23 protein-coding genes are annotated in these 25,637 nt (G+C 69.0%); 11 read left to right on the top strand and 12 right to left on the bottom strand.

The features are described 5' to 3' along the window. Positions 1-28: 28 nt before the first annotated feature. A complete protein-coding gene (locus ABRP18_RS10405; protein WP_349884596.1) occupies positions 29-2,788 on the top strand; it encodes an FtsK/SpoIIIE domain-containing protein in 2,760 nt (919 codons plus the stop codon). Positions 2,789-2,821: 33 nt separating this feature from the next. Here ABRP18_RS10405 and ABRP18_RS10400 read toward each other — a convergent pair whose 3' ends face one another. After that, positions 2,822-3,817, bottom strand: a complete 996-nt coding sequence (locus ABRP18_RS10400; RefSeq protein ID WP_349884594.1) for an asparaginase — start codon at positions 3,815-3,817, stop codon at positions 2,822-2,824. A 67-nt stretch (positions 3,818-3,884) separates the two neighbouring features. On the opposite strand from ABRP18_RS10400, the gene ABRP18_RS10395 reads away from it, so the two are divergent. Continuing rightward, on the top strand, positions 3,885-4,379 hold the full coding sequence (locus tag ABRP18_RS10395) for an OsmC family protein (RefSeq protein ID WP_113680849.1): 495 nt from the start codon (positions 3,885-3,887) through the stop codon (positions 4,377-4,379). A 29-nt stretch (positions 4,380-4,408) separates the two neighbouring features. On the opposite strand, the gene ABRP18_RS10390 is transcribed toward ABRP18_RS10395, so the two are convergent. Next, a complete protein-coding gene (locus tag ABRP18_RS10390) occupies positions 4,409-5,206 on the bottom strand; it encodes a 1-acyl-sn-glycerol-3-phosphate acyltransferase (protein ID WP_046748251.1) in 798 nt (265 codons plus the stop codon). A gap of 123 nt (positions 5,207-5,329) precedes the next feature. Between ABRP18_RS10390 and ABRP18_RS10385 the strand changes: the two genes are divergently transcribed. Together ABRP18_RS10385 and dxr are read left to right on the top strand one after the other, a co-directional pair. Further along, positions 5,330-6,292, top strand: coding sequence for an FKBP-type peptidyl-prolyl cis-trans isomerase (locus ABRP18_RS10385; protein ID WP_113680851.1), 963 nt, complete (start codon positions 5,330-5,332; stop codon positions 6,290-6,292). Positions 6,293-6,329: 37 nt separating this feature from the next. Next, complete coding sequence (dxr, locus tag ABRP18_RS10380) at positions 6,330-7,412, top strand: 1-deoxy-D-xylulose-5-phosphate reductoisomerase (RefSeq protein ID WP_113680852.1); 1,083 nt, start codon at positions 6,330-6,332, stop codon at positions 7,410-7,412. Positions 7,413-7,483: 71 nt separating this feature from the next. On the opposite strand, the gene ABRP18_RS10375 is transcribed toward dxr, so the two are convergent. From ABRP18_RS10375 to ABRP18_RS10365, 3 genes are all read right to left on the bottom strand, one after another. After that, positions 7,484-9,106 carry a Mur ligase family protein gene (locus ABRP18_RS10375; RefSeq protein ID WP_174799783.1) on the bottom strand — a complete coding sequence of 541 codons (1,623 nt, stop codon included), beginning with the start codon at positions 9,104-9,106 and terminating at the stop codon, positions 7,484-7,486. A gap of 92 nt (positions 9,107-9,198) precedes the next feature. After that, positions 9,199-9,873: a YcnI family protein gene (locus tag ABRP18_RS10370; protein ID WP_349884593.1), complete on the bottom strand. Its 675-nt coding sequence runs from the start codon at positions 9,871-9,873 to the stop codon at positions 9,199-9,201. Positions 9,874-9,966: 93 nt separating this feature from the next. Next, the gene (locus ABRP18_RS10365; protein ID WP_061016574.1) at positions 9,967-10,551 is read right to left on the bottom strand and encodes a hypothetical protein; all 585 of its coding nucleotides are present in this window, start codon (positions 10,549-10,551) and stop codon (positions 9,967-9,969) included. 64 nt (positions 10,552-10,615) lie between these two features. Here ABRP18_RS10365 and ABRP18_RS10360 point away from each other — a divergent pair, with 64 nt between their 5' ends. Further along, positions 10,616-11,929, top strand: a complete 1,314-nt coding sequence (locus tag ABRP18_RS10360) for a M50 family metallopeptidase (RefSeq protein ID WP_349884592.1) — start codon at positions 10,616-10,618, stop codon at positions 11,927-11,929. Between the two features lie 105 nt (positions 11,930-12,034). Here the strand turns inward: ABRP18_RS10360 and ABRP18_RS10355 are convergent, their stop codons facing one another. After that, a complete protein-coding gene (locus tag ABRP18_RS10355; RefSeq protein ID WP_349884591.1) occupies positions 12,035-13,918 on the bottom strand; it encodes a chorismate-binding protein in 1,884 nt (627 codons plus the stop codon). A 171-nt stretch (positions 13,919-14,089) separates the two neighbouring features. After that, positions 14,090-14,716, bottom strand: a complete 627-nt coding sequence (locus tag ABRP18_RS10350; protein WP_193761723.1) for a pyroglutamyl-peptidase I — start codon at positions 14,714-14,716, stop codon at positions 14,090-14,092. An 81-nt stretch (positions 14,717-14,797) separates the two neighbouring features. Between ABRP18_RS10350 and ispG the strand changes: the two genes are divergently transcribed. The 3 genes from ispG (at position 14,798) to ABRP18_RS10335 (ending at position 17,219) form a co-directional block, all read left to right on the top strand. Then, positions 14,798-15,928 (top strand): flavodoxin-dependent (E)-4-hydroxy-3-methylbut-2-enyl-diphosphate synthase, encoded by a 1,131-nt coding sequence (gene ispG, locus ABRP18_RS10345; RefSeq protein ID WP_045265366.1) that lies wholly within the window; start codon positions 14,798-14,800, stop codon positions 15,926-15,928. A gap of 17 nt (positions 15,929-15,945) precedes the next feature. Continuing rightward, positions 15,946-16,278 carry a nuclear transport factor 2 family protein gene (locus ABRP18_RS10340; protein ID WP_193761724.1) on the top strand — a complete coding sequence of 111 codons (333 nt, stop codon included), beginning with the start codon at positions 15,946-15,948 and terminating at the stop codon, positions 16,276-16,278. Between the two features lie 74 nt (positions 16,279-16,352). Beyond that, positions 16,353-17,219 (top strand): hypothetical protein, encoded by an 867-nt coding sequence (locus ABRP18_RS10335; protein ID WP_349884589.1) that lies wholly within the window; start codon positions 16,353-16,355, stop codon positions 17,217-17,219. Between the two features lie 2 nt (positions 17,220-17,221). Here the strand turns inward: ABRP18_RS10335 and ABRP18_RS10330 are convergent, their stop codons facing one another. Together ABRP18_RS10330 and ABRP18_RS10325 are read right to left on the bottom strand one after the other, a co-directional pair. Further along, positions 17,222-17,509: a hypothetical protein gene (locus ABRP18_RS10330; RefSeq protein ID WP_061016568.1), complete on the bottom strand. Its 288-nt coding sequence runs from the start codon at positions 17,507-17,509 to the stop codon at positions 17,222-17,224. A 43-nt stretch (positions 17,510-17,552) separates the two neighbouring features. After that, a complete protein-coding gene (locus tag ABRP18_RS10325; RefSeq protein WP_349884588.1) occupies positions 17,553-18,968 on the bottom strand; it encodes an RNB domain-containing ribonuclease in 1,416 nt (471 codons plus the stop codon). A 68-nt stretch (positions 18,969-19,036) separates the two neighbouring features. Here ABRP18_RS10325 and ABRP18_RS10320 point away from each other — a divergent pair, with 68 nt between their 5' ends. After that, positions 19,037-19,807, top strand: a complete 771-nt coding sequence (locus tag ABRP18_RS10320; protein WP_058631275.1) for an isocitrate lyase/phosphoenolpyruvate mutase family protein — start codon at positions 19,037-19,039, stop codon at positions 19,805-19,807. 42 nt (positions 19,808-19,849) lie between these two features. Continuing rightward, positions 19,850-21,610 (top strand): proline--tRNA ligase, encoded by a 1,761-nt coding sequence (locus ABRP18_RS10315; RefSeq protein WP_058631274.1) that lies wholly within the window; start codon positions 19,850-19,852, stop codon positions 21,608-21,610. 29 nt (positions 21,611-21,639) lie between these two features. On the opposite strand, the gene ABRP18_RS10310 is transcribed toward ABRP18_RS10315, so the two are convergent. The 3 genes from ABRP18_RS10310 to ABRP18_RS10300 all read right to left on the bottom strand — a co-directional run bounded on the left by ABRP18_RS10310 (position 21,640) and on the right by ABRP18_RS10300 (position 24,325). Continuing rightward, positions 21,640-22,143, bottom strand: a complete 504-nt coding sequence (locus ABRP18_RS10310) for a pyridoxamine 5'-phosphate oxidase family protein (RefSeq protein WP_349884587.1) — start codon at positions 22,141-22,143, stop codon at positions 21,640-21,642. 100 nt (positions 22,144-22,243) lie between these two features. Then, positions 22,244-22,843 (bottom strand): TetR family transcriptional regulator, encoded by a 600-nt coding sequence (locus ABRP18_RS10305; RefSeq protein WP_058631273.1) that lies wholly within the window; start codon positions 22,841-22,843, stop codon positions 22,244-22,246. A gap of 21 nt (positions 22,844-22,864) precedes the next feature. After that, the gene (locus tag ABRP18_RS10300) at positions 22,865-24,325 is read right to left on the bottom strand and encodes an APC family permease (protein ID WP_349884586.1); all 1,461 of its coding nucleotides are present in this window, start codon (positions 24,323-24,325) and stop codon (positions 22,865-22,867) included. A 151-nt stretch (positions 24,326-24,476) separates the two neighbouring features. Between ABRP18_RS10300 and ABRP18_RS10295 the strand changes: the two genes are divergently transcribed. Then, positions 24,477-25,637: a P1 family peptidase gene (locus tag ABRP18_RS10295; RefSeq protein ID WP_349884585.1), complete on the top strand. Its 1,161-nt coding sequence runs from the start codon at positions 24,477-24,479 to the stop codon at positions 25,635-25,637.

Below are 25,637 nucleotides of genomic sequence, written 5' to 3'. Positions count from 1 at the left end.
CGGCCTGCGATGCGATCGACTCGAGGGCATGGAATCCCTCCCGATCGCCTTGCCGTCCGCGCAGGCACCACATCACCGCGCTCCTGTGCCGTTCCTGGCCGCCATCGTGCCGATCGCCGCCGGCGTGGTGCTGTGGTCGATCTCGGGCTCGCTCCTGGCTCTGTGCTTCGCGGCACTGGGGCCCCTGATGATCGGGGCATCGCTGGTGGACGCGGCTCGCCTCCGGCGTCGGGAGCGGCGACGCGGAGAGCAGAAGATCGAGGAGGGGTGGGCCACGGCGGAGGCCGAGCTGGTCCGCCGCCACAGCGAGGAGCGCAGGGCGCTGTGGCAGCGCCGCCCTGACACCGCGACCTGCATCGTGCGATCCCCGCTTCGAGGAACGCAACCCGTCGACGAGGAGACCTGGGTCGTCGTCGGCTCGGGCCCGACAGCGAGCGAGGTCCGTTGCACCGGGGGCGAAGATGAGCGCGGACGAGCCTTCCGCGAACGATGCCGTGTCATCGACGCCTCGCCCGTCGTCGTGCCTCTGGGGGGAGGGATCTGTCTCAGAGGAGCGGGTCCGCTGACGGCCGCCGCCGCGCGAGCTCTGATCCTGCAGCTGTGTCTACGCTTCGGGTCCGCGCAGTTCTCGCTCGTTCCGACAGGTGGCGTCGACCTCCTCGAGGTCGATCTCGTCGGCTGGGGACTCGGCGGCCTGCCCCATGCGAGACGGACTCGTCGCAGGGCGTTCCGGCTGGGGGTCGGGCCCTGCGCCGGGGAGAGACCGGACGCGGATGCGCTGATCTGCACAGCCGCTCCCGGTGAGGAGGTGCCGGAGGGTGTCACGGCGGTGATCGACATCGTGGAGCCGGGTCTCGCAACGCTGCGTACGGCGAGCAGGACGACAGCCGTCGCCGTCGAGTTCCTCTCGTCGAGGCAGGCCGAAGTGCTGTCCAGCGAGATCGCGCACCGGGGTGACGAGGCAGGCGCGCCTCCCGATTCGGTGGCGCTTCACGAACTCGAACAACCCCACGAGGTGGAAGGGCTAGCGGCGGCGATCGGCCGGGGCGAGCGGGGGAGCATCGTGGTCGACATCGTCGACGACGGTCCTCACGCGCTCGTGACCGGCATGACGGGGACGGGGAAGAGTGAACTGCTCGTGAGCTGGGTCGCCGCGATGGCATCGGTACACGGGCCGGACCGGGTGACCTTCGTCCTCGCGGACTTCAAGGGCGGCACCGCGTTCGAGCCGCTGCGTGCACTTCGGCATGTCGTCGCCGTCATCACGGATCTCGATGACGCGGGGGCACGACGTGGCGTCTCCAGCCTCACGGCGGAGCTCCGCCGACGGGAGGCACTGCTCGCGGCGGCGGGGGCTCGCGATGTGCGGGAGGTCTCGATACCGAGGCTGGTGATCGTCGTCGACGAGTTCGCAGCGCTGCTCGCGGAGCACGCCGACCTGGGCGCGGTCTTCACCGATATCGCCGCCCGTGGCCGTGCGCTCGGCATGCATCTGATCCTCGGCACGCAGCGAGCTTCCGGTGTGGTCAGAGATGCCCTGGCGGCGAACTGCCCCCTTCGCATCAGCCTCCGCGTGAGCGACGCTGCCGACAGCCGGCTGATGCTCGGCAGCGAGGCGGCAGCAGCGCTCCCCGGGGACCCGGGATCACGGGGGCTCGCTCTGGTGCGGAGACCGACGGACCAGGACGCCCTCGCTCTGCGGGTCGCCCTGACGGAGGCATCCGACCTCCGAGAGGTGGCGAAGCGATGGGCGGCAGGAGGTCAGCCGTCCAGTCCCTGGCTGCCGTCATTGCCCTCGCTTCTCCCACTCGGTGAGCTCCTCGGCGAGGCCGGCGTGGGGTCCGACACCGTGGTCATCGGACGCGCTGACGACCCCGACCGGCAGGCGCAACCTCCGGTTCTCCTGCAATGCGGGCGCGAACGGGGGATCGCGGTTCTGGGCGGGCCCGGTTCCGGCCGAACCACACTCCTGAGGACTGTGGCAGCCCAGTGCGATGACACCTCATGGATGTCCGGCGATGCCGAGGAGGCGTGGGATCTGCTCTCCGCATGGGCGGACGGCAGCCGGCGACCTCCGACCGTGGTTCTCTGCGACGATGTCGATGTGCTGGTGGGGAGCCTGCCGCCGGAGTACGGCCATCAGCTCGTCCAGCGCTGGGAGCAGGTGCTTCGCACGGCCCACGGCACGACCTTCGTGGTGACCGCGGCCAGGGCGAGCGGCGCCTGGGGACGTATGCTCGATCTCCTGCCGCGTCGCGCGCTGCTGCGTATGTCGACGAAGCTGGAGCATTTGGCGGCAGGAGGCGAGCCGTCCGGATTCCTTCGTGATCGTGCTCCGGGGCGCGCGAGGATCGGCGATCGGGAGGTTCAGCTGGCGTGGGCCGACGAAACGGAGTCCCATCGGCCCGCGGACCAGACGGCAGCGGTGTGGCGGCCGACGTCCGCGCTCACAGCGATCGTCACCGCCGGGGCTCAGGAGGTCATCGCCCGTCTGCGTCGCGCGCATCCGGACTGCGAGGTGAGGGAACCGGGGGCGGAGCCGGCGGCGACGGATCGGCCGTGCGTCGTGGTGGGCGATGCGGAGGCTTGGCAGCGGAACTGGACACTCTGGCAACGGGTGCGATCCCTGGGCGAGGTCCTCATCCGCTGCGAGCGTCCGGCTGATCTCCGCCAGTTGATCGGCGCCCGCGAGTTGCCCCCGTACGCCCGTCCGCATGCGGGTCGAGCGTGGTCCGTGATCGGGGCTGAACTGCCACGAAGAGTGCACGTGGCCGAGCTGTCGCCGTGAGGAGCTCTGGGAGGTCGGAGGTGGGGCTCCCGGTCAGATGCCCGCACCGGGGCGGATGGCACCGACGTCGGCGCCGCCGCCGAGCACAGTGAGGGGGAGAGCCTCGCCGAGGGCGGCCACATCCGCATCGGTCAGACCGCCCGCGCGCGCCAGGAGGGTGGCGGCCACGATCGTCGAGGCACGAGTCGCGCCGTCGAGCATCTTCAGAGCCACCGTCGTCCCGTTCGGGGCGACCATGACCATGACGCCCTCGGCGCCGTGCTTCGTGAACACGCCCAGCTTCTCCGTCGCGATCGTGTCAGGGCGACCCGGGCCCTCGATCGTCCACGGGTTCTCCCGTACAGCGCGAACCAGGGAACCGGCGACTCGATGCAGGGCGAACGGCGAGCGGTCGGACGCCGTTCCGATCCGATGGATCGCGCGTGCGAGACCGGTCAGGGTCGTCGCATGTACGGGCGCGCCGCACCCGTCGATCGCGGTGTGCGCGATCTTCTCACCCGTGAGGCGCTCGACGACGTCCCTGATGTGCTGCTGCAACGGGTGGGCGGGGTCGAGGTAGCCGTCGGTGGCCCAGCCGGTCGCGACACAGGCGCGGAGCATCGCGGCGTGCTTGCCCGAGCAGTTCATGCGCACGCGCGTGGGCTCACCGTGCTCGCGCACGAGTTCATCGCGCGTCGAGGAGTCGCTCGGCCACGACGCGGGGCAGCCCAGGTCGTCCTCTGTCAGTCCGCCCTCTGTGAGGATGTCGCGCACCACGGACGCATGCCGATCGGTGCCGACATGGCTCGCCGTCGAGAGCGCGAGCTGTTCGCCCTCGAGGACGGCGCCCGCCGTGACGCAGGCGATCGCCTGCAGCGGCTTGAGGCTCGAACGCGGCAGGATCAGGGCGTCGGCGTTGCCGTGTCGGGCGACGATGTCGCCGTCGGGGGAGAGGACGACGGCCGCGCCGGCGTGGCGGGATTCGACGAATCCGCTCCGCTCGACGACGGCGAGTTCCACGGAATCCTGAACGGTGAGAGTCTCCAGCACCCGTCAACTCTAGCTCGGCGTGCGAGGCTGCTCGCGTCGCGTCGGACGAGCCTGACAGACTGGTCGCATGGCAGAGACCAGTCCTCGCACTCTCGGCGAACACCGCTATGCGCTCACATCGACCTGGACCGGCAACACCGGTGCCGGGACAACGGGATACCGCGACTACCGACGCGATGTGACGATCGAGATCGAGGGCAAGCCCGATCTCCTCGCCTCCGCGGACAAGCCCTTCCGCGGCGACGCGTCACGCTGGAATCCGGAGGACCTGCTGCTCGCGTCGCTCTCCGAGTGTCACCTGCTGTCTTACCTCCACGCGTGTGTCACGGCCGGCGTCGTGGTGGTGTCCTATCGCGACCGGGCGACAGGAATGATGCGCGAGGACGGAGCGGGCGGAGGATCGTTCGTCGAGGTGATGCTGCATCCTGAGGTCGTCGTCGCCGAGGAGTCGATGATCGAGGCTGCGGAACGCGCCCACACCCAGGCGAACGAATGGTGTTTCATCGCGAACTCGATGAACTTCCCCGTGCGTCACGAGGCGAGGGTCAGCGCTCTCTCCTGAGCCGCGCCGCGATCGCGACGACGGGACGGTCAGCGACGCTCGTGCGGAAGAGCCTGCTTGATCTTCTCGATGGTTCCCTGCGCGGGAGCCTCGTTGTACGCACCCGCGAGCTCCTGGCCGGAGAGGCCGTGGATCGCGGCCATGATCTGGTCGGTCGCGAGGCGCCGAGCGCGCCCGCTGGTGGCCGGGCCGTGCGGCGAGAGGTCGAGCGGCTCGCCGAAGCGCACCGTGATGCGCTCCTTGAGGGTCGGCATCTTCGCTCCGACCGGCATCACCTTGTCGGTGCCGATGAGTCCGACCGGGACCACCGGAGCGCCCGTCTGCAGCGCGAGGAACGCGACTCCGGTGCGGCCCTTGTACAGACGACCGTCGGTGGAGCGGGTGCCCTCGGGGTACAGGGCGACGGCCAGGCCCTCATCGAGGAGCTGGCGCTGGAGGTCGAGGGCATCGAGCGCGGCCTGTCCCGCTCCCCGGCGCACGGGGATCGCGCCGATCGACTCGAAGAAGGTCTTGCTCATCCAGCCCTTGAAGCCGGTGCCCTCGAAGTACGCCGACTTCGCCAGGAAGTGCACGGGGCGGGGCGCGGCCACCGGGATCGCTATCGAGTCGATGAACGAGAGGTGGTTGCTCGCGAAGATCACGGGGCCTTCGAGCGGCACGTTCTCTCGCCCCTCGATCCGCGGCCGATAGACCAGACGAGCGAGCGGGGTGATGAGGCTCCGCCCCAGGGTGTAGGCGAACCCGGCGTGACGGGGCTTCGCAGTCGTCTCGGGTGAGGATTCCTCTTCTGACGAGGCTTCGGGCTCGACGGACTGCTCAGAGGTCATCAGAGCAGATTACTCCCGGATCCATGCCGGCGTGGGAATGAAGACTTGCGCCGCGCCTCCCAGCGCGGGCAAAGGGGTATGAGGCAGGATGGAGGTTCCCGCCCGCGATCCTGAGGTCTCACTGTGCGCAAGCGTCCGCTCCTCGTCCTGTCCACTGTCGCTGCGGCGACCCTCCTGCTGGCCGGCTGTGCCGGTGGCGGTGCGCCCGAGAGCTCGGGCACCCCTTCGCCGTCCGCGTCGAGCGGGTGTCTGCTGAACGCGCAGCCCGGAGAGACGTCGGATGCGGTGACGGTCGATGGCGAAGGTCTCGACGCGAAGATCACCGTCCCCGCCGATGCCGCCTTCGCTGACGTGGAACGGACCATCGTGGCCAAGGGTGATGGCGATGAGGTGCTCGCGAACGATCTCGTAGGCGTGAAGTTCCAGATCGTGGATGCCGCGACCGGCGAGGTGGTCGACTCCTCCGCCCGGAACGAAGGCGGCGAGGCCTCCGTCCTCCTCGACCAGAACAGCGCGTCGCTCTTCATCGCCGCGCTCGAGTGCCAGCCGCTCGGCACACAGGTGGTGCTCGCGCTGCCCGGCAAGGTCTTCGGTGACGGCGGCACGAACAAGGTCGTCTATGCGGAGGCGGTCGAGAAGCTGCCGGAGGTGGCCACGGGCACCCCGGTCGACCCGACGCCCGGCATGCCGACGGTGAAGCTCGACGACAAGGGCGTTCCGACCGTCACGATCCCGGACGGCGACGCGCCGACCGAGACGAAGGTCGCCGTCCTCAAGCAGGGCGATGGCGCGACCGTGGGCACGGGCGACCTCGTCGTCGTGCAGTACCTGGGCGTGAAGTGGTCCGACGGCAAGGAGTTCGACTCCAGCTGGAGCCGCGATGCCGCTCCGACGCAGTTCCAGACCACGGGCGTCGTCGCGGGCTTCCAGAAGGCCCTCGAGGGCCAGAAGGTCGGCTCGCAGGTCGTCGTCGTCATGCCGCCCTCCGACGGGTACGGCGCGAGCGAGGGACACGAACTGCAGAAGGAGAGCCTCGTGTTCGTCGTCGACATCCTCGCGACGACACCGGTTCAGGCTCAGCAGTAGCCGCTGCGGAGCCGCGGGCGTGACCTAGGCTGGCGGTATGCGTCGCGTCATCGTCCTCGGCTCCACCGGCTCCATCGGCACCCAGGCACTGGATGTGATCCGTGCCAATCCTCGTCGCTTCGAGCTGGTCGGTCTCGCCGCTGGTTCCAACGCCGAGTTGCTGGAGGAGCAGGCCGCGCAGTTCCAGGTCGAATCCACCGCTCTCGGTGCTGTCGAGGCGGAGCAGCTCGTCCGTGACGTCGAAGCCGATGTTGTGCTCAACGCCATCACGGGCTCGATCGGACTCGGGCCGACGCTCGCCGCCTTGAAGGCGGGCCGCACTCTCGCCCTCGCGAACAAGGAATCCCTCATCGTCGGTGGCGACCTGGTGCTCGCCGCCGCTGCCCCCGGACAGATCGTCCCGGTGGACTCCGAGCACTCGGCCCTCGCGCAGGCTCTGCTCGCGGGCACTCATGCCGAAGTGCGCCGTCTCGTCGTCACCGCGTCCGGCGGACCGTTCCGAGGACGCAGCCGTGGCGAGCTGACCCAGGTGACTCCGTCGGAGGCGCTCGCGCATCCGACATGGGACATGGGACGCATGGTCACGACGAACTCCGCGACCCTGGTGAACAAGGGGCTCGAGGTGATCGAGGCGCATCTGCTCTTCGACATCGCCTACGACGACATCGAGGTCGTGGTCCACCCGCAGTCGATCGTGCACTCGATGGTGGAGTTCATCGACGGGTCCACCATCGCACAGGCCTCACCGCCCGACATGCGCCTGCCCATCTCGCTCGGTCTGGACTGGCCGCACCGCGTCGGAGGCGTAGGGCGACCGCTCGACTGGTCCGCTGCGACCTCATGGACGTTCGAACCGCTCGACGGCGAGGCCTTCCCGTCCGTCGCTCTCGCGAAGTCGGTCGGACGCGCCGGCGGCACGTTCCCCGCGGTCTACAACGCGGCGAACGAACAGGCTGTCGACGCCTTCCACGAGGGCCGGCTCTCGTTCCTCGGGATCGTCGACACCATCGCCCGCGTCGTCGACGCGCATGACGCGCCCGATGTGCTCACCGTCGAGACGCTCGCCGAGGCGGAGGCCTGGGCGCGCGCGACGGCGGACCGGATGATCGCTGCGGCCTGACCGCGGGGGCATCCTCGTCGCATCGTCCTGCACGTCGGCACCGGAGCGCGGGTGCGCCCCGGTGATCCCGATCAGTCTTCGTCGGGGTAGGGGACGGGCCAGCGGGAGTCGGGAACGGGCCACCCGGCCGCGCGGAGCGCACGACGGGCGAGCTCGCGTGCGGAGTAGGGAGTGCGGACACCGCGGATGTCGCGGTAGTCCTGATGTCCCGGTCCCGCCCAGAGTATGGCGTCGCCGTCGCCGACCAGGCCGACGGCGGTGACGATGGCGTTCTCCGGCGGTGAGGCCTCATGGATCTCAGCGTCCGGTCGCGCGCGGCGTGCACCGTCGATGAGAGTGGCCCGGATGGATGCGGGGTCCTCGAAGCGGGGGTGGTGGTCGGTGACGACGAGGATGTCGCTGCCCTCCACGGCTGTGCGCGCCATGTCGAACCGCTTGCTCGCGTCCCGGTCGCCATCGGCACCGAACAGCATCAGCACCTTGCCGGGAGTCACGCGGCGGACGGCGGCGAGCGTCTTCTCGAACGCGTCGGGGGAGTGGCCGAAGTCGACGAAGACCGCGGGGCCCGTGTCGCCGGAGACCAGTTGCGTGCGTCCTGGCAGATAGGCGCGGATGCCGCCGTCGCGGGTCAGGGCCTCGGTGATGCGATCCCAGGCATAGCCGCCCTCGAGGAGCATCACGATCGCCAGAGCCGCATTGGCGGCCATGTGCGGACCGATCACCGGGACGGTCGTCGTGAGCGAGCCGGCCGGACCGGTCATCGTGAACGTGGTTCCGGCCGCACGCTCGTCGTCGATGACGACGACCCAGTCCGCGGCGCGGGCAGCCTCGGGGTCGGCGGCGATCGACGGAGTGCCCACCGTGACGACGGGGATCTCGGAACGTTCGACGACGATCGCTCCCGACGGCGAGTCGAGGCAGATGACGCCCCGCTTGGCGCGGTCGGGACGGAAGAGCGGCAGCTTCGCCTCGAAGTACTCCTCCATGTCCGCGTAGTCGTCGAGATGGTCGTGGCTGAGGTTGGTGAATCCGGCGACATCGAACAGGATGCCGTCGACGCGGTGACGGGAGAGAGCCTGCGCGCTGACCTCGACGGCGACGGCCTCGACTGCTCGCTCCCGCATGAGAGCGAGCAGTGCATGCATCTCGGAGGCCTCGGGGGTGGTCAGGCGCGACACGATGACCTCGCCGGCGATGTGGCGCTCCGCAGTGGAGGAGAGTCCGGTGACGACGCCGATCTGGTCGAGGATGCCCTCGAGCAGGTGGGAGACGCTGGTCTTCCCGTTGGTCCCGGTCGTCGCGAACAGCAGAGGAAGCGGATCGTCCGCGCCCGTGCCGTAGACCCAGGCGCTGAGGTCGCCGAGGACGGCGCGAGGATCGTCGACCACGAGGATCGGGAGGCCGGCGGACTCCGCGATGACCGCTCCGGCCTCGTCGGTGATGACGGCGACGGCGCCCTTCTCGGCGGCGGTCGCGGCGAAGTCCGCGCCGTGCCGGTTGACGCCCTGGATCGCGACGAACGCCTCGCCGGGGCGCAGATCCGCGGTGGCGAGGGTGATGCCGGTGAGGGCCACGCCGTCGACATCGCCGCGGACGGTGCGGGCGAAGCGGGAGGCGAGTTCGGACAGCTCACGCCGGGGCGGGTTCGCGGGGCGGAGCACGGGAGGCAGGCTCGGTTGTTGTTCAATCGACATGGCGCATCAATGATCTCATGACCGGGGTGAGAACCCCTCGCGAGCGGCCTCTCGCGCGCCGGACCCCGGAGCACGAGAGGCCGCTCCCACGGTCAGGCGCGACGGCGGTAGGCGACGATCGCGACGACCAGTCCGGCGAAGCCGGCAAGCAGCCCTCCGGCTCCGAGCGCCACGCCCAGGGGGTCGGACGCCGTGGCCGGGCTCGAGGCCTCCGCCGCGGCATCGGATCCGGCGTGCTCACCGTGTCCGTCCGCTGCGGCAGCGGTCACCGTGACGACCGGCGCCGGCGCATCGAGGCTGTGCGGATCTTCGCCGTTCTCGGCGAGCTGCGTCCACTCGGTGGCACCCTCGACGCACGTCTGCACGACGGGGAACGCCAGAGTGTCCGGTGTGTCCTCATCCAGTCCGACGCCCATGCTCACTGCGCCGCGGAGATCCGTGGGAACGGGCGCGACCGCGGTGTAGGTGACAGCGCTGACGAGACCGTCGTCGCCCCGTTCGACCTGGATGTCCCAGTCGGAGTCCATGGTCGGTGAGACGGACGCGAGACCCTCTGGCATCGTGATGCGCAGCGCGGTCGTCGGCGAGTTCTCACAGCCGTGCGAGAACGAGAACGTGAGGACGCCGTGGTCCCCGGCGGCGAGCTCGTCGGGGCTGACCCCGACGTGCGCTCCGGCCATGAGGGGTGCGGTGACGGCAAGGGCAAGGCCGCCGACGAGGCCGGTGGTGGCGAGGCGCAGACGGTGGGTACGGGTGTTGCGGGTCATGAGATCTCCTGATCGATGTGCGGGCACGCCGATGGCGCGTCTCCGCGAAAGGGATGCCACGCGTGTCCGGGTGGCGTGTTCGAGTGCGACGGATCAGTCGCGCAGGAGAGCAGGGGGTCCGCGTCGCGGCAGAGCGGACGAGACCGCGGCGTCGAACGGCGAGAAGACCATCGAGCGCAGACGCGCCGGACGGCGGTGCAGCGCGGGCACCACTGCGGACGCACGTCGGAGCAGGGCATCGACCCAGCGCGCGACCACCCGGACGATCGCCTCGCCGTGCCACACCAGCAGCGTGGTCAGCACAGCCGCGACGAGGTGCGCCGAGAGCATGAGCGCGCCGGGGGCCGCAGCAGGGGACGGCGATGCGAGGAGGGAGAGGTCGAGGTGATGGGCGTGTCCACCGCCGGCGATCGGCGCCGCCACGGTGGGCGAGCCCAGCACCTGGAACACGACGTGGAAGGCGGCCTGCCCGAGGAACACGGCGAGGGCCACCCTGGCGCGTGACTGTCGGACTCCGACCAGGAGAGCCGCGAGCGGGGTGATCAGGCTCGTGACCGCGACGATCAGCAGCACATGCGGAGCCGCACCGCCCCCGAGCGTGTGGGACAGCGCCGCGAGCAGTGTCGCCACGGAGGAGACGGCGGCAGCACGCACGAGTCGCAGCTGCCGGGCATTCACGCTGACAGCCTAGTCGTGCCGCAGCGCCGGGCGGATTCCTAGCTGGGGGCACTAACGTTGGCACGTGGAATTCCTGCTCTATCTGGCCGGCATCCTCTTCATGCTGATCGGCCTCGGGCTGTCGATCGGCCTGCATGAGGTCGGGCACCTCGTCCCCGCGAAGCTCTTCGGCGTGCGCGTCGGCCAGTACATGATCGGCTTCGGGCCGCGGCTGTGGTCCAAGCGCATGGGCGAGACCGAGTACGGTTTCAAGCTGCTGCCTCTGGGGGGCTTCATCTCGATGTCGGGCATGTATCCGGCATCGAAGAACTCCGGTCCGGCGTCGGGCGTCTTCCGCTCTTTGATCCAAGATGCTCGCAGTGCCAACGACGAGACCATCGCAGAAGGCGCCGAAGACCGCGTCTTCTACCGGCTGCCGGTGTGGAAGCGTGTCGTCGTCATGCTCGGCGGGCCCGCCATGAATCTCGTGCTCGCGACGGTGATCTTCACCGTGCTGCTGTCCGGCATCGGTGTGCAGCAGGGGACGACCACGATCGCTTCGGTGACCGAGTGCGTGGTCCCGGCGGGTTCCACAGCGACCGAGTGCACGCCGGATGATCCCGCGTCTCCGGCAGCGGAAGCCGGCATCAGACCGGGCGACGTGATCGTGTCGGTCGACGGGAAGCCGGTGTCGACCTTCGCCGAGGCCACCGCGATCGTGCAGGCGTCCCCGGGTGAGACGATCGACATGGTCGTGCGGCGCGACGGAGCCGAGAAGTCGCTGAATCTCACGCCGATCGCCGCGGAACGCACGATCACGGATGCGAGTGGCCAGCCGATCCTGGACGACGCAGGCAAGCCCGTGGTCAAGGACGTCGGCTACGTCGGCATGGGCGCGCAGATGGGATACGTGCAGCAGCCGTTGACCGCGGGGCCGGAGATGGCTGCGGACAGCACGGCGCGCGTCGCATCGATGATCGTCACGCTCCCTGTGCGTCTCTGGGATGTCGGCGTGTCCCTCGTGACCGGCGGTGAACGCGATCCGAACGGCCCGCTGAGCGTGGTCGGCGTCGGTCGCCTCGCCGGCGAGGTCGCCGCGACCGATGCGCCGATCCTCAACCGCTTCGCGTTCCTGCTCGGGCTGCTGGGCTCGCTGAACATCGCGCTGTTCGTGTTCAACCTGATCCCGCTGCTCCCGCTCGACGGCGGCCACATCGTGGTCGCGCTGTGGGACGGGATCAAGCGCGCATGGGCCAAGCTCTTCCGTCGGCCCCCGCCGGCACCCGTCGACGCGACCAAGCTCGTACCGCTCACCGTGGTGGTCGCCGTGGCCCTGATCGCGATGGGTGCCCTGCTCCTGGTCGCCGACCTCTTCAACCCGGTGAACCTGCTCGGCTGATTCCTTCGGGGTGTCTCTTCCCGGCGCGTTGGACCTCGGCCTTGCCGCGGCGGACATGCCGACAGTGCCGACACGCTGGCAGCGGACAGCCCGCGACCGTCAGCCTCAGGCGAGGGCGTGGGTCACGAGGCGTTCGAGCGTCCGGATGCCGTCTCGCGAGAGGATCGACTCGAGATGCCCCTGCACGGAGGCGAAACGGTCTCCTCGGAGCGCGTAGACATCGCCCGAATCCGCGTCTGCGGACACTTCGGCGTCGCCGACCGCGCTCGTGCCCGGGGCGACACGCGCGGTGAAGGTGTTGTAGAAGCCGATCGATGCGTCTTCGCCGAACACCGGGACCGACTTCTGCAGCCCCTGGTGCGGTGCGTCGAGAGGAGTCAGGGCGATGCCGAGGCGGTCGGCGAGGATCTGGTGGCTCAAGCACACGGCGAGCAGCGGCATGCCGGAGTCGAGGCGACGGGTGACGACGTCGCGCATCCTGGCGATGCGGGCGCTCTGCGCATCCCGCGGGTCACCGGGGCCGGGGCCCGCGACGACCAGGTCGGCGGCATCCAGGTCGGCATCCTGTGCGTCATTCCAGGGCACGATCTTCACGGCGAGTCCGAGATGACGGAGCTGGTGCGCGAGCATGGTGGTGAAGCGGTCCTCCGCGTCGACGACGACGGCGGAGCGTCCGGCGAACGGACCGGTGAATTCCTCGCCCTGCGGGTTGAGCCAGAACTCGGCCAGGCGCGCGTTTCGTGATTCCAACAGCTCGGCAACGGTCGGGTCGTCGGCGAGGGCGTGCGCGTCACCGGGAGCGTCCGCATCGCTGCGAGCCTCGGCCACATGATCGCGGTCGATCGCCCCGATGGCACCGAGCACACCCGCGGCCTTGCCGTGCGTCTCGGACACCTCGCCCATGGGGTCCGAGTGTCGGACCAGCGTGGCTCCGACAGGCACGCTGAGCGCGCCGTCCTGGAGATACACGGTTCGGATGAGGATGGGGGCGTCCAGGTCATGGCCGCCGTCCGCGTTCGGGGAGAACAGCGCCGCGACACCCGAGTAGTAGCCTCGCGGCTTCTGCTCGTGACGACGGATCACAGCGCAGGCGTTCTGCATGGGCGAGCCGGTGACCGTGGGAGCGAACATGGTCTCGCGCAGGATGTCGCGGGGGTCGAGCGTGCTGCGTCCGCGGAGCATGTACTCCGTGTGCGTGAGCCGCGACATCTCCTTGAGGTGCGGACCGGTGATCCGTCCTCCGTCGGAGCAGACGGCGCTCATCATCTTGAGCTCCTCGTCCACGACCATGAACAGCTCCTCGGTCTCCTTCGTGGAGGCGAGGAAGTCGACCAGCGTCTCCTTCGTCGCCCCACCCGCCGGGTGACGGAAGGTTCCGGAGATCGGGTTCATGGTGACGATGCCGCCCTGGGCGACCACATGCGCTTCGGGACTGGCGCCGACGGCGATGTGACCGGGGGTGAAGACCGCGAAGGTCCAGTACGCACCGCGCTCGTGTGTGAGCAGCGCACGGAACCAGGTCAGGGCCGCCGTCCGGTCATCGACGTCGACATTCGCGGTGAAGTCCCTGCGGATGACGAAGTTCGCGCCCTCTCCGCGGCCGATCTCGTTCGCGATGACGTTCTCGACGATCGCCGCATACTCTGCGTCGGCGATGTCGAAGCCCTCGTCGTGCAAGGCGACCGGCTCACTCGGCAGCGCGGAGAGGAGCTCGGCGGTCGGAAGGTGCAGGTGCTCGTCGACGACCACGCACCGCAGCGGTGCGGCGTCGTCCTGGGCGACGAAGCCGCGCTCGCGAACCTGGCGGTAGGGGACCATCGCGAACACCTCACGAGGCGTGCCGTCGACGGCGAGGGGGATGTCGGCGAGCAGGTCGACATCCCGCACGTCGCCGCTGAGCAGCTCGACGGTGTCGGCTCCATCGCGGGCGATGAGGACGAAGGACGCGGTCGGATCGGCGCGGAGCTCGGCGAGTCGCGAGAGGGTCATGAGTATCTCCTGTGCTGTGCTCCGGCTCGGCGCAACGAAAAGACCGCCCCGGGGGCGGTCTGAATTCGTGGGAACGCGAACACACCGCCTAGAAGGCGGGCCACCAGGTGAAGTTCGCGAGCATGGGGCCGAAACTACCACATCGGCCGCGATGACCCGCGCGGCATGACGTCACCAGATGCTGCCGCCCGGCTCCTTCGTCTCGGCATCGAGGGCGTGATCGACGACCAGGCGCACGGCGCGAGCCAGCTGCTCCTCGCTCAGATGAGGAGAGCCGGACGGCGCGGTCGCCGTCGACCAGGGAAGATGCACGAACCCGGCGACGGCGTCGGGGTGCACCGCCCCCAGCACGGTGTACAACACGTGATTGCAGACGTAGCTGCCGGCGGACAGCGAGGACCGGGCAGGGATGCCCGCCGCGTCGATGACCTGCACCAGATGCTTGACGGGAAGTGTCGAGAACCGCGCTTCGGGACCGCCCGCCTCGCTGGGAACGTCGATCGGCTGGGCGCCGTCGTTGTCGGGGATGCGCGCGTCCATCAGATTCACGCCGATGCGCTCCACCGCGACGTGGGCGCTTCCGCCGGCGAGCCCGGTGCAGATGACGACGTCCGGTGCGTGTCGGGCGATGAGGGCGCGAAGCCGCTGGGCGGATGACTCGAATGCGACAGGAAGAGTCGCGATGACGAGCTCGTGCGGTCCCTCGTAGTCGACCGCCACCGCGTTCACCGCATCCGCCGACGGATTGCGCTCGGCGCCGTCGAACGGTTCGAAGCCGGTGAGGAGGATGACTGCCATGGCTCCAGGGTAGGTGCGTCCGTCCAGCCCACATGCATTCTGGCGGCGTAGTCTTGAGGGGTGCCAGCAGTGAACCTCGGAATGCCGAAGATCCCCGAAGTCCTCGCCCCGCGCCGTAAGTCACGGCAGATCAAGGTGGGCAAGGTTCTCGTGGGCGGCGACGCTCCCGTCAGCGTGCAGTCGATGACCACCACGAAGACGACGGACATCAACGGGACGCTCCAGCAGATCGCCGAGCTCACCGCGTCGGGTTGCGAGATCGTGCGTGTCGCGGTACCGCACCAGGATGACGCCGATGCGCTGAAGATCATCGCGATGAAGAGCCAGATCCCGGTGATCGCTGACATCCACTTCCAGCCGCGCTACATCTACACGGCCATCGATGCCGGGTGCGGTGCGGTGCGAGTGAACCCCGGCAACATCCGCGAGTTCGACGGCAATGTCGGGAAGATCGCGGAGGCCGCCAAGGCCGCCGGTGTCTCCCTGCGAATCGGTGTTAACGCCGGCTCGCTGGACCGCAGGATCCTGGCGAAGTACGGCAAGGCCACCGCTGAGGCACTCGTGGAGAGTGCCGTCTGGGAGGCATCGCTGTTCGAGGAGCACGACTTCCACGACTTCAAGATCTCGGTCAAGCACAACGACCCCATCGTGATGGTGAAGGCGTACCGTCAGCTGGCGGAGCGGGGCGACTGGCCGCTGCACCTCGGAGTGACCGAGGCCGGACCCGCTTTCCAGGGAACGATCAAGAGCGCCACCGCCTTCGGCATCCTCCTCGGCGAGGGGATCGGCGACACGATCCGGGTATCTCTCTCCGCACCGCCGGCGGAAGAGGTCAAGGTCGGCCACCAGATCCTGCAGTCGCTCAACCTCCGCGAGCGCAAGCTCGAGATCGTCTCATGCCCCTCGTGCGGTCGCGCACAGGTCGACGTGTACACGCTCGCCGAGAACGTCACCGAAGGCCTCAAGGACATGACCGTTCCCCTGCGGGTCGCGGTGATGGGCTGCGTCGTCAACGGTCCAGGTGAGGCTCGCGAGGCCGATCTCGGCGTGGCTTCGGGCAACGGCAAGGGCCAGATCTTCGTGAAGGGCGAGGTCATCAAGACCGTGCCGGAGGCGGACATCGTCGCCACTCTCATCGAAGAGGCCAACCGGATCGCCGCCGAGATGGGCCCAGAGGCGCCGCTCGGCACCGCCCAGGTCGTCACGGTCTGAGCGGCGAGGAGCACGAGATGTCGGATTCCACCCTCCCTGTTCCCGTCAGGGCGATGATCGACGCGATCAACGCCGCGGACACGGATGCGTTCGTCGCCGTTTTCACGGCCGACGGGTTCGTCAGCGACTGGGGCACGGTCAAGGCCGGTTCCGACGGGGTCCGCGCATGGGCGGGCAGCGATGCGATCGGTGCCGGCGCGCGTATGACCGTGCTCTCGGCCACGACCGAGGGAGACACCACGCGCATCCGCTTCGGCTGGGCGAGTCGGGTCTTCAACGGCGAATCCGACGGCATCTTCGTGGTCGACGGCGACAAGCTCGCCAGCTTCACCATTCCGCCGTCCCACTGACCGATCTGGCCGAGGTCCGCGGGCGTCGAACGCGCCGCCATCTCGAGACCCCGACGTCGTATCCGAGGAGAACCATGTCGATGCCCACCATCGTGACCTTCCCGACAGGGACCGTGACCGGAGACGGGGTCATCGCCCGCGTGGAGCAGACGCCCGAGGGCACGATCGTCGTGGTCGACGAGACGCCCTTCCACCCGGTCGACCACACCTGGCCCGACCAGCCGGGTGACACAGGGAGTATCGCCGTCGGCGACGACACCGTCCGAGTGGTCGAAGCCGTCATGGCCGCGATCTCGGATGAGGGGGAGTTCGCGGTGGGAAGCGCGATCCCCGTCAAGCGCGGTGCTGAGGGCTGGACCTGGCTCGTCGGTCACCTGATCGAGGGGGCCGCCCCGGCATCCTTCACGGAGGGCGCTCGAGCCGACCTTACCGTCGACGCCGCTCGTCGTGCCGGACTCAGCCGCGGGCACACCGCATGCCATGTCGCCTCGCTGGCGCTCGATCTGGCCCTCGCCGATCTCTGGCGCAAGGAACCGGGGGAGGACGCTCTCGGCAACCCCGACTTCGAGGGTCGCGCCAACCAGTCCAGCCGCATCCACAAAGATGGCGCTGTCGACGAGTACCGGCTCGGGAAGAGCCTGCGCCGGGCCGGCTTCGATACCGAGACCTTCGCCACGACCCTGTCCGAGCGCGAGCGACGGATCAATGAGCAGCTCGCGGCATGGGTCGCCTCAGGTGCTGTGAGCAGCATCGTGACGGAAGGGCCCTCGATCGTCGATCGGCGGCGCTGGCACTGCGATCTCCCGGAAGGAGAGGCCGTGATCCTCTGCGGGGGCACGCACGCGGAGTCGCTCTCGGAGTTCGCCTCCATCGTCGTGAGCCTGGACCTGAGCGATCCTCAGCTGCTGGTCATGACGACCGTGGCGGCTTCCGCGCGCTGACGTCAGCGGACGAACCCCGCCTGCACGCGGCCGCCCGCTCGCCTCAGTTCGTCTTCGACACGATCGGCGAAGGCAGTGAGATCACCGGCGAGCAGCGGAGCGCTCAACCTCTCGGCGCGACTGTCGCTCAGATCACGCAGCCGTCGGGGCAGCCATTTGCCGGTGGCAGTCCACCGACCGGCATCCAGGAGCATCAGCTCTGCGATCCGCTCGAAGAGCAGACCCGCCACGATCTGTCGCTCGAGTGCGTCTGTCGCGTCGCGCAGGTCGTCAAGCAGGTCGGTGATCATGTAACGACGAAAGCGAGACTCCGCGGCCTCGTCGCCGGGGTGCTCAGAGAGCGAACTCGACCTCTCCCGTGCCGATATCGGCACTGATGATGCGAAGCCGGACGACGTCGCCCGGTCGTGCCTCTGAGGGAATCGGCGCGGTCGCCGTGACCACCGGCTCGGTGAGTTGGACGGCAGCGCGCTCTCCGCGCAGCTCGATCACGGTGGCATCGACCGTCGAGCCGATCAGAGGCGTGAGGAGCGCGGCTTCCACGCTGTTGACGGTGGCCGCGTTCAGCCGCGACGCCCGTTGTCCCGACTCCTGCATCAGTGCGGGAAGCTGTGCGAGCGAGGAACGGACCCACCCGGGTATCGGCTCGCCGTTCGACACCGCGAGGCAGATCGCGAGGACCCAGCGATCGACCAGGCGGCGCAGGGGAGCGGTCGCGTGCGCGTAAGGGGCGCCGATCGCCGCCTGCACGGCATCGTCCGGCGCCTGGCCGTCGAACACCAGATACCCGGCGCCACGGAAGAGCGACGACGCGGCTTCCAGCACCGGGAGGGTCAACGGGTCGGTGCGGTCCAGGGCCCGGAGATAGTCCCCGTATGCGCCGGAGGTCCACGGGCGGCCGAGAGCTTCGGTCTGGTGTCGGAACGTGTCGAAGGCCGCTCCATCCGGTTCCGGCATCGTCCGCAGGATGCCCACTCCGGCGTCGAGCATCAGCGTGGCAGCGGCCATCCCCGTCATGAGCGAGAGCTGCGCGTTCCATTCCTCGACGGGAAGCGGGCTTCGACGTTCGATCGCGTACGTGCCGTCGTCTCCGCGCACCACCTCCTCGTCCGGCAGGTTCAGGCTCGCCCCGCCGCGCAGTCGCTCCTGCTCGAGCCGCAGAGCACCGATCTCGGGCAGCAGCGCGGCGGGCCCGTCCTCTCCGCGGTCGAGCGCATCCTGGGTGGTCCCGTAGTCGAGCTGCGCGCGCGAGCGGATCAGGGCGCGTTGCAGACGGAAGTCCGAGACGATGCCCGCGGAGTCGAGCTCGAAGGTCCAGACGAGCGCCGGACGGTCGACGTCGGGGAGCAGCGAGGCGCGATCCTCGCTCAACACGCGCGGGTGGAGCGGGATCGTGCCGTCGGCGGCGTACATGGTCTGTCCTCGCCGGCGCGCCTCGACGTCCACGGCTCCACCGGGGACGACGAACCCCGGGACGTCGGCGATCGCATACCGGACGGTGTACCCCGTTCCGGCGCGCTCGAGGTGGAAGGCCTGGTCGAGGTCTCGGGAGCCCTCCGGATCGAGCGTGGCGAAGGGGATCTCGCGAAGATCGAGCTCCGGGACCACGGCGGTCGCGGCCTCCGCCTCGGCGATGACGTCGTCGGGGAAGTCGAGGGGCGCATCCATCGACTCGCGCAGAGCAGCGAGCGCCGATGCCAATTCGGTCTGCGCGGCGGACGGGGCGACGTGCGATCGGCGCTGAGGCATGGTTCCAGCCTAGGCGCGGGTGCGGGTGAACCGGCCCTGCCGAAGCCATCCCGCGTTAGCGTGGAGTCATGATCACTGCAGCCAAAGCCCAGACCCTCGTCGGACTCTACGACGCACCGGAGATCCTCCGTGTCGTCAACGTGTGGGACGTCGTCTCCGCACGAGCGGTCGCCGCTCTTCCCGAGACGAAGGCGATCGCGACGGCCGGACACGGGATCGCCGCATCGTTCGGCTACGAGGACGGCTCGACGCCTCGCGACATCATGATCGACATGGTGGGTCGCATCGCGGCCGCCGTCCAGGTGCCCGTCACGGCAGACCTCGACGACGGGTACGGGGATGCGGGAGAGACCACCCGCCTCGCGATCGGAGTCGGCGTCGTCGGTGCGAACGTCGAGGATCGCCTCAAGCCGCTCGACGAGTCCGTCGCAGCGGTGGAGGCGATCGTGAAGGCCGCACAGTCGGAGGGCGTCTCCTTCGCTCTCAACGCCCGCACCGATGCGTTCGTCCGCGCCGGTGGTCGCCCCGTGCAGGAGAGCATCGCCGATGCGATCCAGCGTGGTCGCGCCTACCTCGATGCCGGCGCGACGGCGGTCTTCGTCCCCGGCATCCTCGACATGAACGTGACCCGCCAGCTCGTCGAGGGCATCGGCGAGCGCAAGGTGAGCGTCATCGGGATCCCCGGCGCCCTCGCCGCGTCCGAGTACGAGAAGCTCGGCGTCGCACGCATCTCGTACGGCCCGCTTCCGCAGCGGGTGGCTCTGACGGCCCTGCAGGAGCTGGCGGCCGACCTCTACGCGGGTGGCGTCGTCCCGGCGAACCTTCCCGCTCTCAACTGACGCGGTCGAAGACGGGTGACCACGGCTCACTAGACTTGCTCCGTGGTCACTCGTCTTTCGAACTTCTTCCTCCGCACGCTCCGTGAAGACCCTGCAGGCGCAGAGGTCGCCAGCCATCGGCTGCTGATCCGGGCGGGATACATCCGCCCGCAGGCCGCCGGCATCTTCGCGTGGCTGCCACTGGGGCTGCGCGTCAAGTCGAAGATCGAGACCGTCGTCCGGGAGGAGATGGCAGCCGCCGGCGCGCAGGAGGTGCATTTCCCCGCTCTCATGCCGCGTGAGGCCTACGAGGCCACCGGGCGCTGGGACGAGTACGGCGACCTGCTCTTCCGCCTGCAGGACCGCAAGGGCGGCGACTACCTGCTCGCGCCCACGCACGAGGAGGCGTTCACGCTGCTCGTGAAGGACCTCTACTCCTCGTACAAGGACCTGCCCCTCACGATCTTCCAGATCCAGGACAAGTACCGCGATGAGGCACGCCCGCGGGCGGGTCTGCTCCGCGGACGCGAGTTCACGATGAAGGACGCGTACTCGTTCGACTCGTCAGACGAGGGCCTGGACGTCAGCTACCAGGCGCAGCGCGACGCGTACGAGCGCATCTTCCAGCGCCTCGGACTCGAGTACGTCATCGTCCAGGCCGACGCCGGCGCGATGGGCGGCTCCCGGAGCGAGGAGTTCCTGCACCCCACGCCTGTCGGGGAGGACACGTTCGTGCGGAGCGCGGGCGGGTACGCGGCGAACGTCGAGGCCTTCACCACGGCGGTGCCAGAGGCCATCGCTTACGACGCCGAGGCGTCCCCGGTCATCTTCGACTCCCCGGACACGCCGACCATCGACACGCTGGTGGCTCACGCCAACCGCGAACTCGACGGCGAGTACACCGCTGCGGACACGCTCAAGAACGTCGTCCTCGCCCTCACGCACCTCGATGGCACCCGCGAACTGGTCATCGTCGGCATCCCCGGTGACCGCGAGGTCGATGAGAAGCGCGCCGAGGTGGCCTTCGCGCCCGCCGAGGTCGAGACGGCCACCGCGGACGACTTCGAGAACAACCCGCTGCTCGTGAAGGGCTACATCGGTCCGTGGTCGCCGACGGGAGCAGTGCTCGGCGAGGAGTCGGCCACCGGCATCCGTTACCTCGTCGATCCGCGCGTGAGCGAGGGCACGAGCTGGATCACCGGCGCGAACATCGACGAGAAGCACGCGCACTCCGTGGTGGCCGGCCGCGACTTCGCCGCCGACGGCATCGTGGAGATCGCGAACGTGCGTGCAGGCGATCCCGCCCCCGACGGCTCCGGTCCGGTCGAGCTCGCTCGCGGCATGGAGATCGGGCACGTCTTCCAGCTCGGACGCAAGTACGCCGAGGCATTGGGCCTCAAGGTGCTGAACGAGAACGGCAAGCTCGTCACCGTCACGATGGGCTCGTACGGCATCGGCGTGACCCGTATCCTTGCGATCATCGCCGAGCTCAACAACGACGACAAGGGCCTCATCTGGCCGGCGTCCGTCGCGCCGTTCGACGTGCAGGTAGTCGCCGCGGGCCGCGACCAGGTCGCGTTCGAGGTCGCGGAGGGGATCTCCGCTCAGCTCGAAGCCGCGGGGCTCGACGTGCTCTACGACGACCGGCCGAAGGTCTCGCCCGGAGTGAAGTTCGGAGACGCCGAGCTCGTCGGTGTGCCGAAGATCGTCATCGTCGGCCGCGGGGCCGCGGAGGGCCAGGTCGAGCTGTGGGACCGCGCCACCGGGGAGCGCGAGGCCGTCTCCGTCGACGAGGTCGTGCCGCGACTCTCCGCCGCGCTCTGACCCCACAGTGAGCCTTCACGGCCGCATCGTCAGCAGACGATGCGGCCGTGGTTCATGGTGTCGTCGTCCGGGGTGTCCCGGGTCACGAGCGACTTCAGCGCACCCGCCGCGAGCGCGAGCCTGCCTTTCGACGGCTCCCAGAACTCGGTGACCTTCGGCGTGACCTTGAGGAGGGCGATGCCCGGGGTGTCGAGGCCGTCCGCGAACCAGATCTCCAGCGACGCGGAGTAGAGCTCCTCCATCTTGGCGCGGTCGTGCACCACTTCTGCGGTGCCGGCGACCGACACGTATCGCATGCCCTTGGCATCGCAGTAGGCGAGGCCCACGTCGTGGTGCTCTCGGGCCTCGTGGACCTTCTCGGTGTCCTCAGCGGTGAAGAACCAGATGTCGCCCGCGTCGTCCATCTGCCTGGTCGACATCGGCCGACTCACGAGGTTGCCGTCGTCGTCGGTCGTGGTGAGCATCGTGATGTCGATGTCCTCCACGAGTTCGGCGATGCGGGCGAGGGCTTCGGGTCCTGTGATCTCCGTCATGACGTCAGCGTGCCGTGCGGAGCGTGCGGGCACACGGGCATTGACAGGGAGCAGCCGCCGTGCTCGACATCGCCGAAGGCAGACGAGTGGACGGCGGGGCTCAGCCGCCGAAGTCGCAGTCGAGGGCAGTGCGGGCGTAGGAGAGGATGTTCGACCGGTACGTCTGCGCTCCCAGCTCGACGCCGATCAGCGGGTAGAGGTCGTAAGCGTCCTCGAGAGCGACGATGTTCCGTGCGATCACGGTGAGGTCGGCGGTGGGGCGGAAGGTGCCGAGCGCCGTGCCGATCTCGATCGTCGATCTGTAGAGCGCGACCTGCCGTTCAACGATGGAGCGGTGCAGGGGACGATACTGAGGCTGTTCCCGCAGCAGGGGGATGCTCTCGTACGCCATGCGCAGATGGTCGCTGATCTCGTCCGGGATCCCGGCCATGACGAGAGCGACCAGACGCTTCGCCGGGTCGGGCTCGTTCTCGGCGAGTGCGCGTCGCCTCTCGTACATCTCCTCCAGGACACCCTCGACGGTCGCGTACATGAGCTCGTCGAAGGTGGAGAAGTAGTACAGCACGCTCCCTGCGCTGACCGAGGCCTCCGCGGCGACCGCGCGCACGTTCGTGCCGAGGAGACCGCTGCGCCCGGCGACGCGCCTGGTCGCGGAGATGAGCTCCGCCCGTCGGGTGGCGTGCTTGCGCTGCTCGGCCACGTATCCTCCTCGCGCCTGGCGCTACTCGTCGTCGGGAACGAGCGTGGTGAGTTCAGCATAGTGGCGGGGACGACGTCGCTTCAGGACGATCCCGACGACGATGCCGGCCACGAACAGGGCGGGGGTGGGGGCGAGGAGCGCGAGGTTGACGGGCCCCTGGAGGCCGGTGACGAGATCGAAGTTGGTCGCGATGAGGGCGAATCCGACGATCAGACCGAGCGCCCCGAGCGCCGGTGCGACCAGTACCCGCCAGATGCTGTGGCCTCGCCGCCCTCTCAGGAAGAAGCCGACCACGGCGATGGCGGCCACGGCCTGGGCGAAGACCAACCCGGCCACGCCGATCGAGTACACAGGGAGCGCGAAGCCGAGGAAGGGATCCGCTCCGCTGATGATCGTCACCGCGATGGCCACGAGCGACACGATCGAGATCACGAGGCTTGCGTGGTGAGGTGCCTGCGTCGTCGGCTGGGTCTGCGCGAGCCACGACGGCAGCAGACGCTCCCGTCCGAGCGAGAAGAGGTACCGGGAGCTGGCGTTGTGGAACGCGAGGAGGCAGGCGAAGAAGCTCGTGACGATCAGCACCCGCATCGTCACGGACGCCCAGGCGCCCAGGTACGCGTCGCCGGCGTGGAAGACCATGTCCTGGAAGTCGTCCTGCAGGGCGAGGCGCAGTACGCCCTCGATGCCGAAGGCGACCGTGAGGATCCAGAACGTGAAGGCGTAGAAGACGCCGAGGAACGCGATCGAGATGTATGTCGCGATCGGCACGGTGCGTGCCGGATCCCGCGCCTCCTCGGCGTAGATCGCCGTGCTCTCGAAGCCGAGGTAGGCGCCGAACCCGAAGACGAAGAGCGCGCCGCTCCCGGCGGCGAAGAAGACGTTCTCGGGGGCGAAGGAGGCGAACGAGATCGGCTCGGGGCCGCCCGAGGCGAGCACGGCGATCGCGAGGACGAGCAGGATGGCGACCTCGGCCGTGAGCAGGACGCCCAGAACTTTGGCACCGACATCGATCTTGCGGTAGCCGAGCACCCCGACGATGACGAGCGCCAGCAGCGCGTAGACGGTCCAGGGCAGATCGATGCCGAAGAGTGCGGAGAACGTCATCTCCCCGAAGAACCCGACGAAGCCGTAGAAGCAGATGCACAGGGCGGTGTAGGAGAAGATCGTCACGAACACGATGCCGATGCCGACGGGTTTGCCGAGTCCTCGAGCGCCGTAGACGTAGAAGGCGCCGGTGTTGCGCACATACCTCGACATGGCGGTGAAACCGAAGGCGAACAGCATCAGCACGACACCACTGGCGAGCATCGCGCCCGGGCCGCCGATGCCGGCGAGACGGAAGTCCGTGGCTGCAGCGCTGGCGACGACCGTGAGGGGAGCTGCGGCGGAGACCACGAAGAAGACGATCGCCCAGACTCCGAGGCGCCGCTGGGCGAGCGTCGTGGTCGTGGTCGTGGGGACGGAGGGATTCGGCTGAGACATCTGCGGCTCCGGAATCTGCTGTCGGGAGGGTGCGTATCGGACGGTACGAGCTCTTGAACAGTGATTCAAAAGGCAAAGCCGGGTTAAGTCAAGCAAAACATGCGTTGGATGACATACTCTCTGAACATACGTTCAGGTCAGAGTGGAGTACATGGTGGTTTCCTCATCGGCGTCGGAGTCGTCACGCAGGCGTATCAGGGCAAGGGATCTGGGGGTCCCGTTCGCGGGACGCAGCGGCACCCACGGCGCGATCACCGACGTCCCCGGTGTGGCCGTCGGATATCGCACCATGGTCGCGGGGGAGGGAGCGCACGCCGTCCGCACCGGGGTCACCGCCGTCCTGCCCCGGGGCCGCGAGGGAGTGGGCGTGCCGTGTGCTGCGGCCGTCCACGCCTTCAACGGGAACGGCGAGCTCACCGGCCGCGCATGGATCGACGAGTCCGGATCGCTGTCCATGCCGATCGGGATCACCAGCTCGCATGCGGTCGGAGCCGTGCACAGCGGTATCGACTCCTGGGTGGCGCAGATCGCCCCGCACGTCGCCGCCCAGTGGATGCTGCCCGTCGTCGGGGAGACCTGGGACGGATACCTCAACGACATCAACGGCGGTCACGTCACGCCGGCGGACGCGTGGTCGGCCCTGGAGGCGGCCAGCACCGCCGCACCGGCGGAGGGGAACGTCGGCGGAGGGACGGGGATGAACTGCTACGGCTTCAAGGGAGGCACCGGCACGGCATCCAGAACGGTGGCGTACGGCGGTGCCGAGTACACCGTCGGAGTCCTCATCCAGGCGAACTTCGGTGCGCGCGAGGAGCTTCGGCTCGGCAGCATCGACCTGGGCGCACGATCGTCGGCGCCGAACCCGATGGGCGACGACGACTGGTTCGCTCGGGAGCGGCGCCAACATGCTCCGGGAGGAGCCGGATCCGCGATCGTGGTCATCGCCACTGACGCCCCCTTCCTTCCCGGTCAGTGCGCGGCACTGGCCCGTCGGGGAGCCCTGGGTCTCGGCCGCAGCGGCACCGCGGGCAGTCACTTCTCGGGCGACATCGTCCTCGCGTTCTCCACCGCGAACGAGGGTGCGCTCACGTCGCAGTTCCCGGAGGGGAGCGACGAGGTCTACGAGGCCATGCGCCTGATCCCGTGGGGGCGGATCGATCCCTTCCTGACGGCAGCGGTGCAGGCCGTCGACGAGGCCGTGTGGAACGCACTCGTCGCAGCGCAGGACATGACAGGACGTGACGGGCACAGGAGCCTCGCGCTCCCGCACGACGAGATCCGGGCGGCCGTCGACGAGTCCCGCGGAGTCTGA

It is taken from the genome of Microbacterium sp. WHRI 7836 (genome assembly GCF_040223885.2).
GTDB lineage: Bacteria > Actinomycetota > Actinomycetes > Actinomycetales > Microbacteriaceae > Microbacterium > Microbacterium oxydans.
This window is presented reverse-complemented; position numbering and strand designations above follow the sequence as displayed.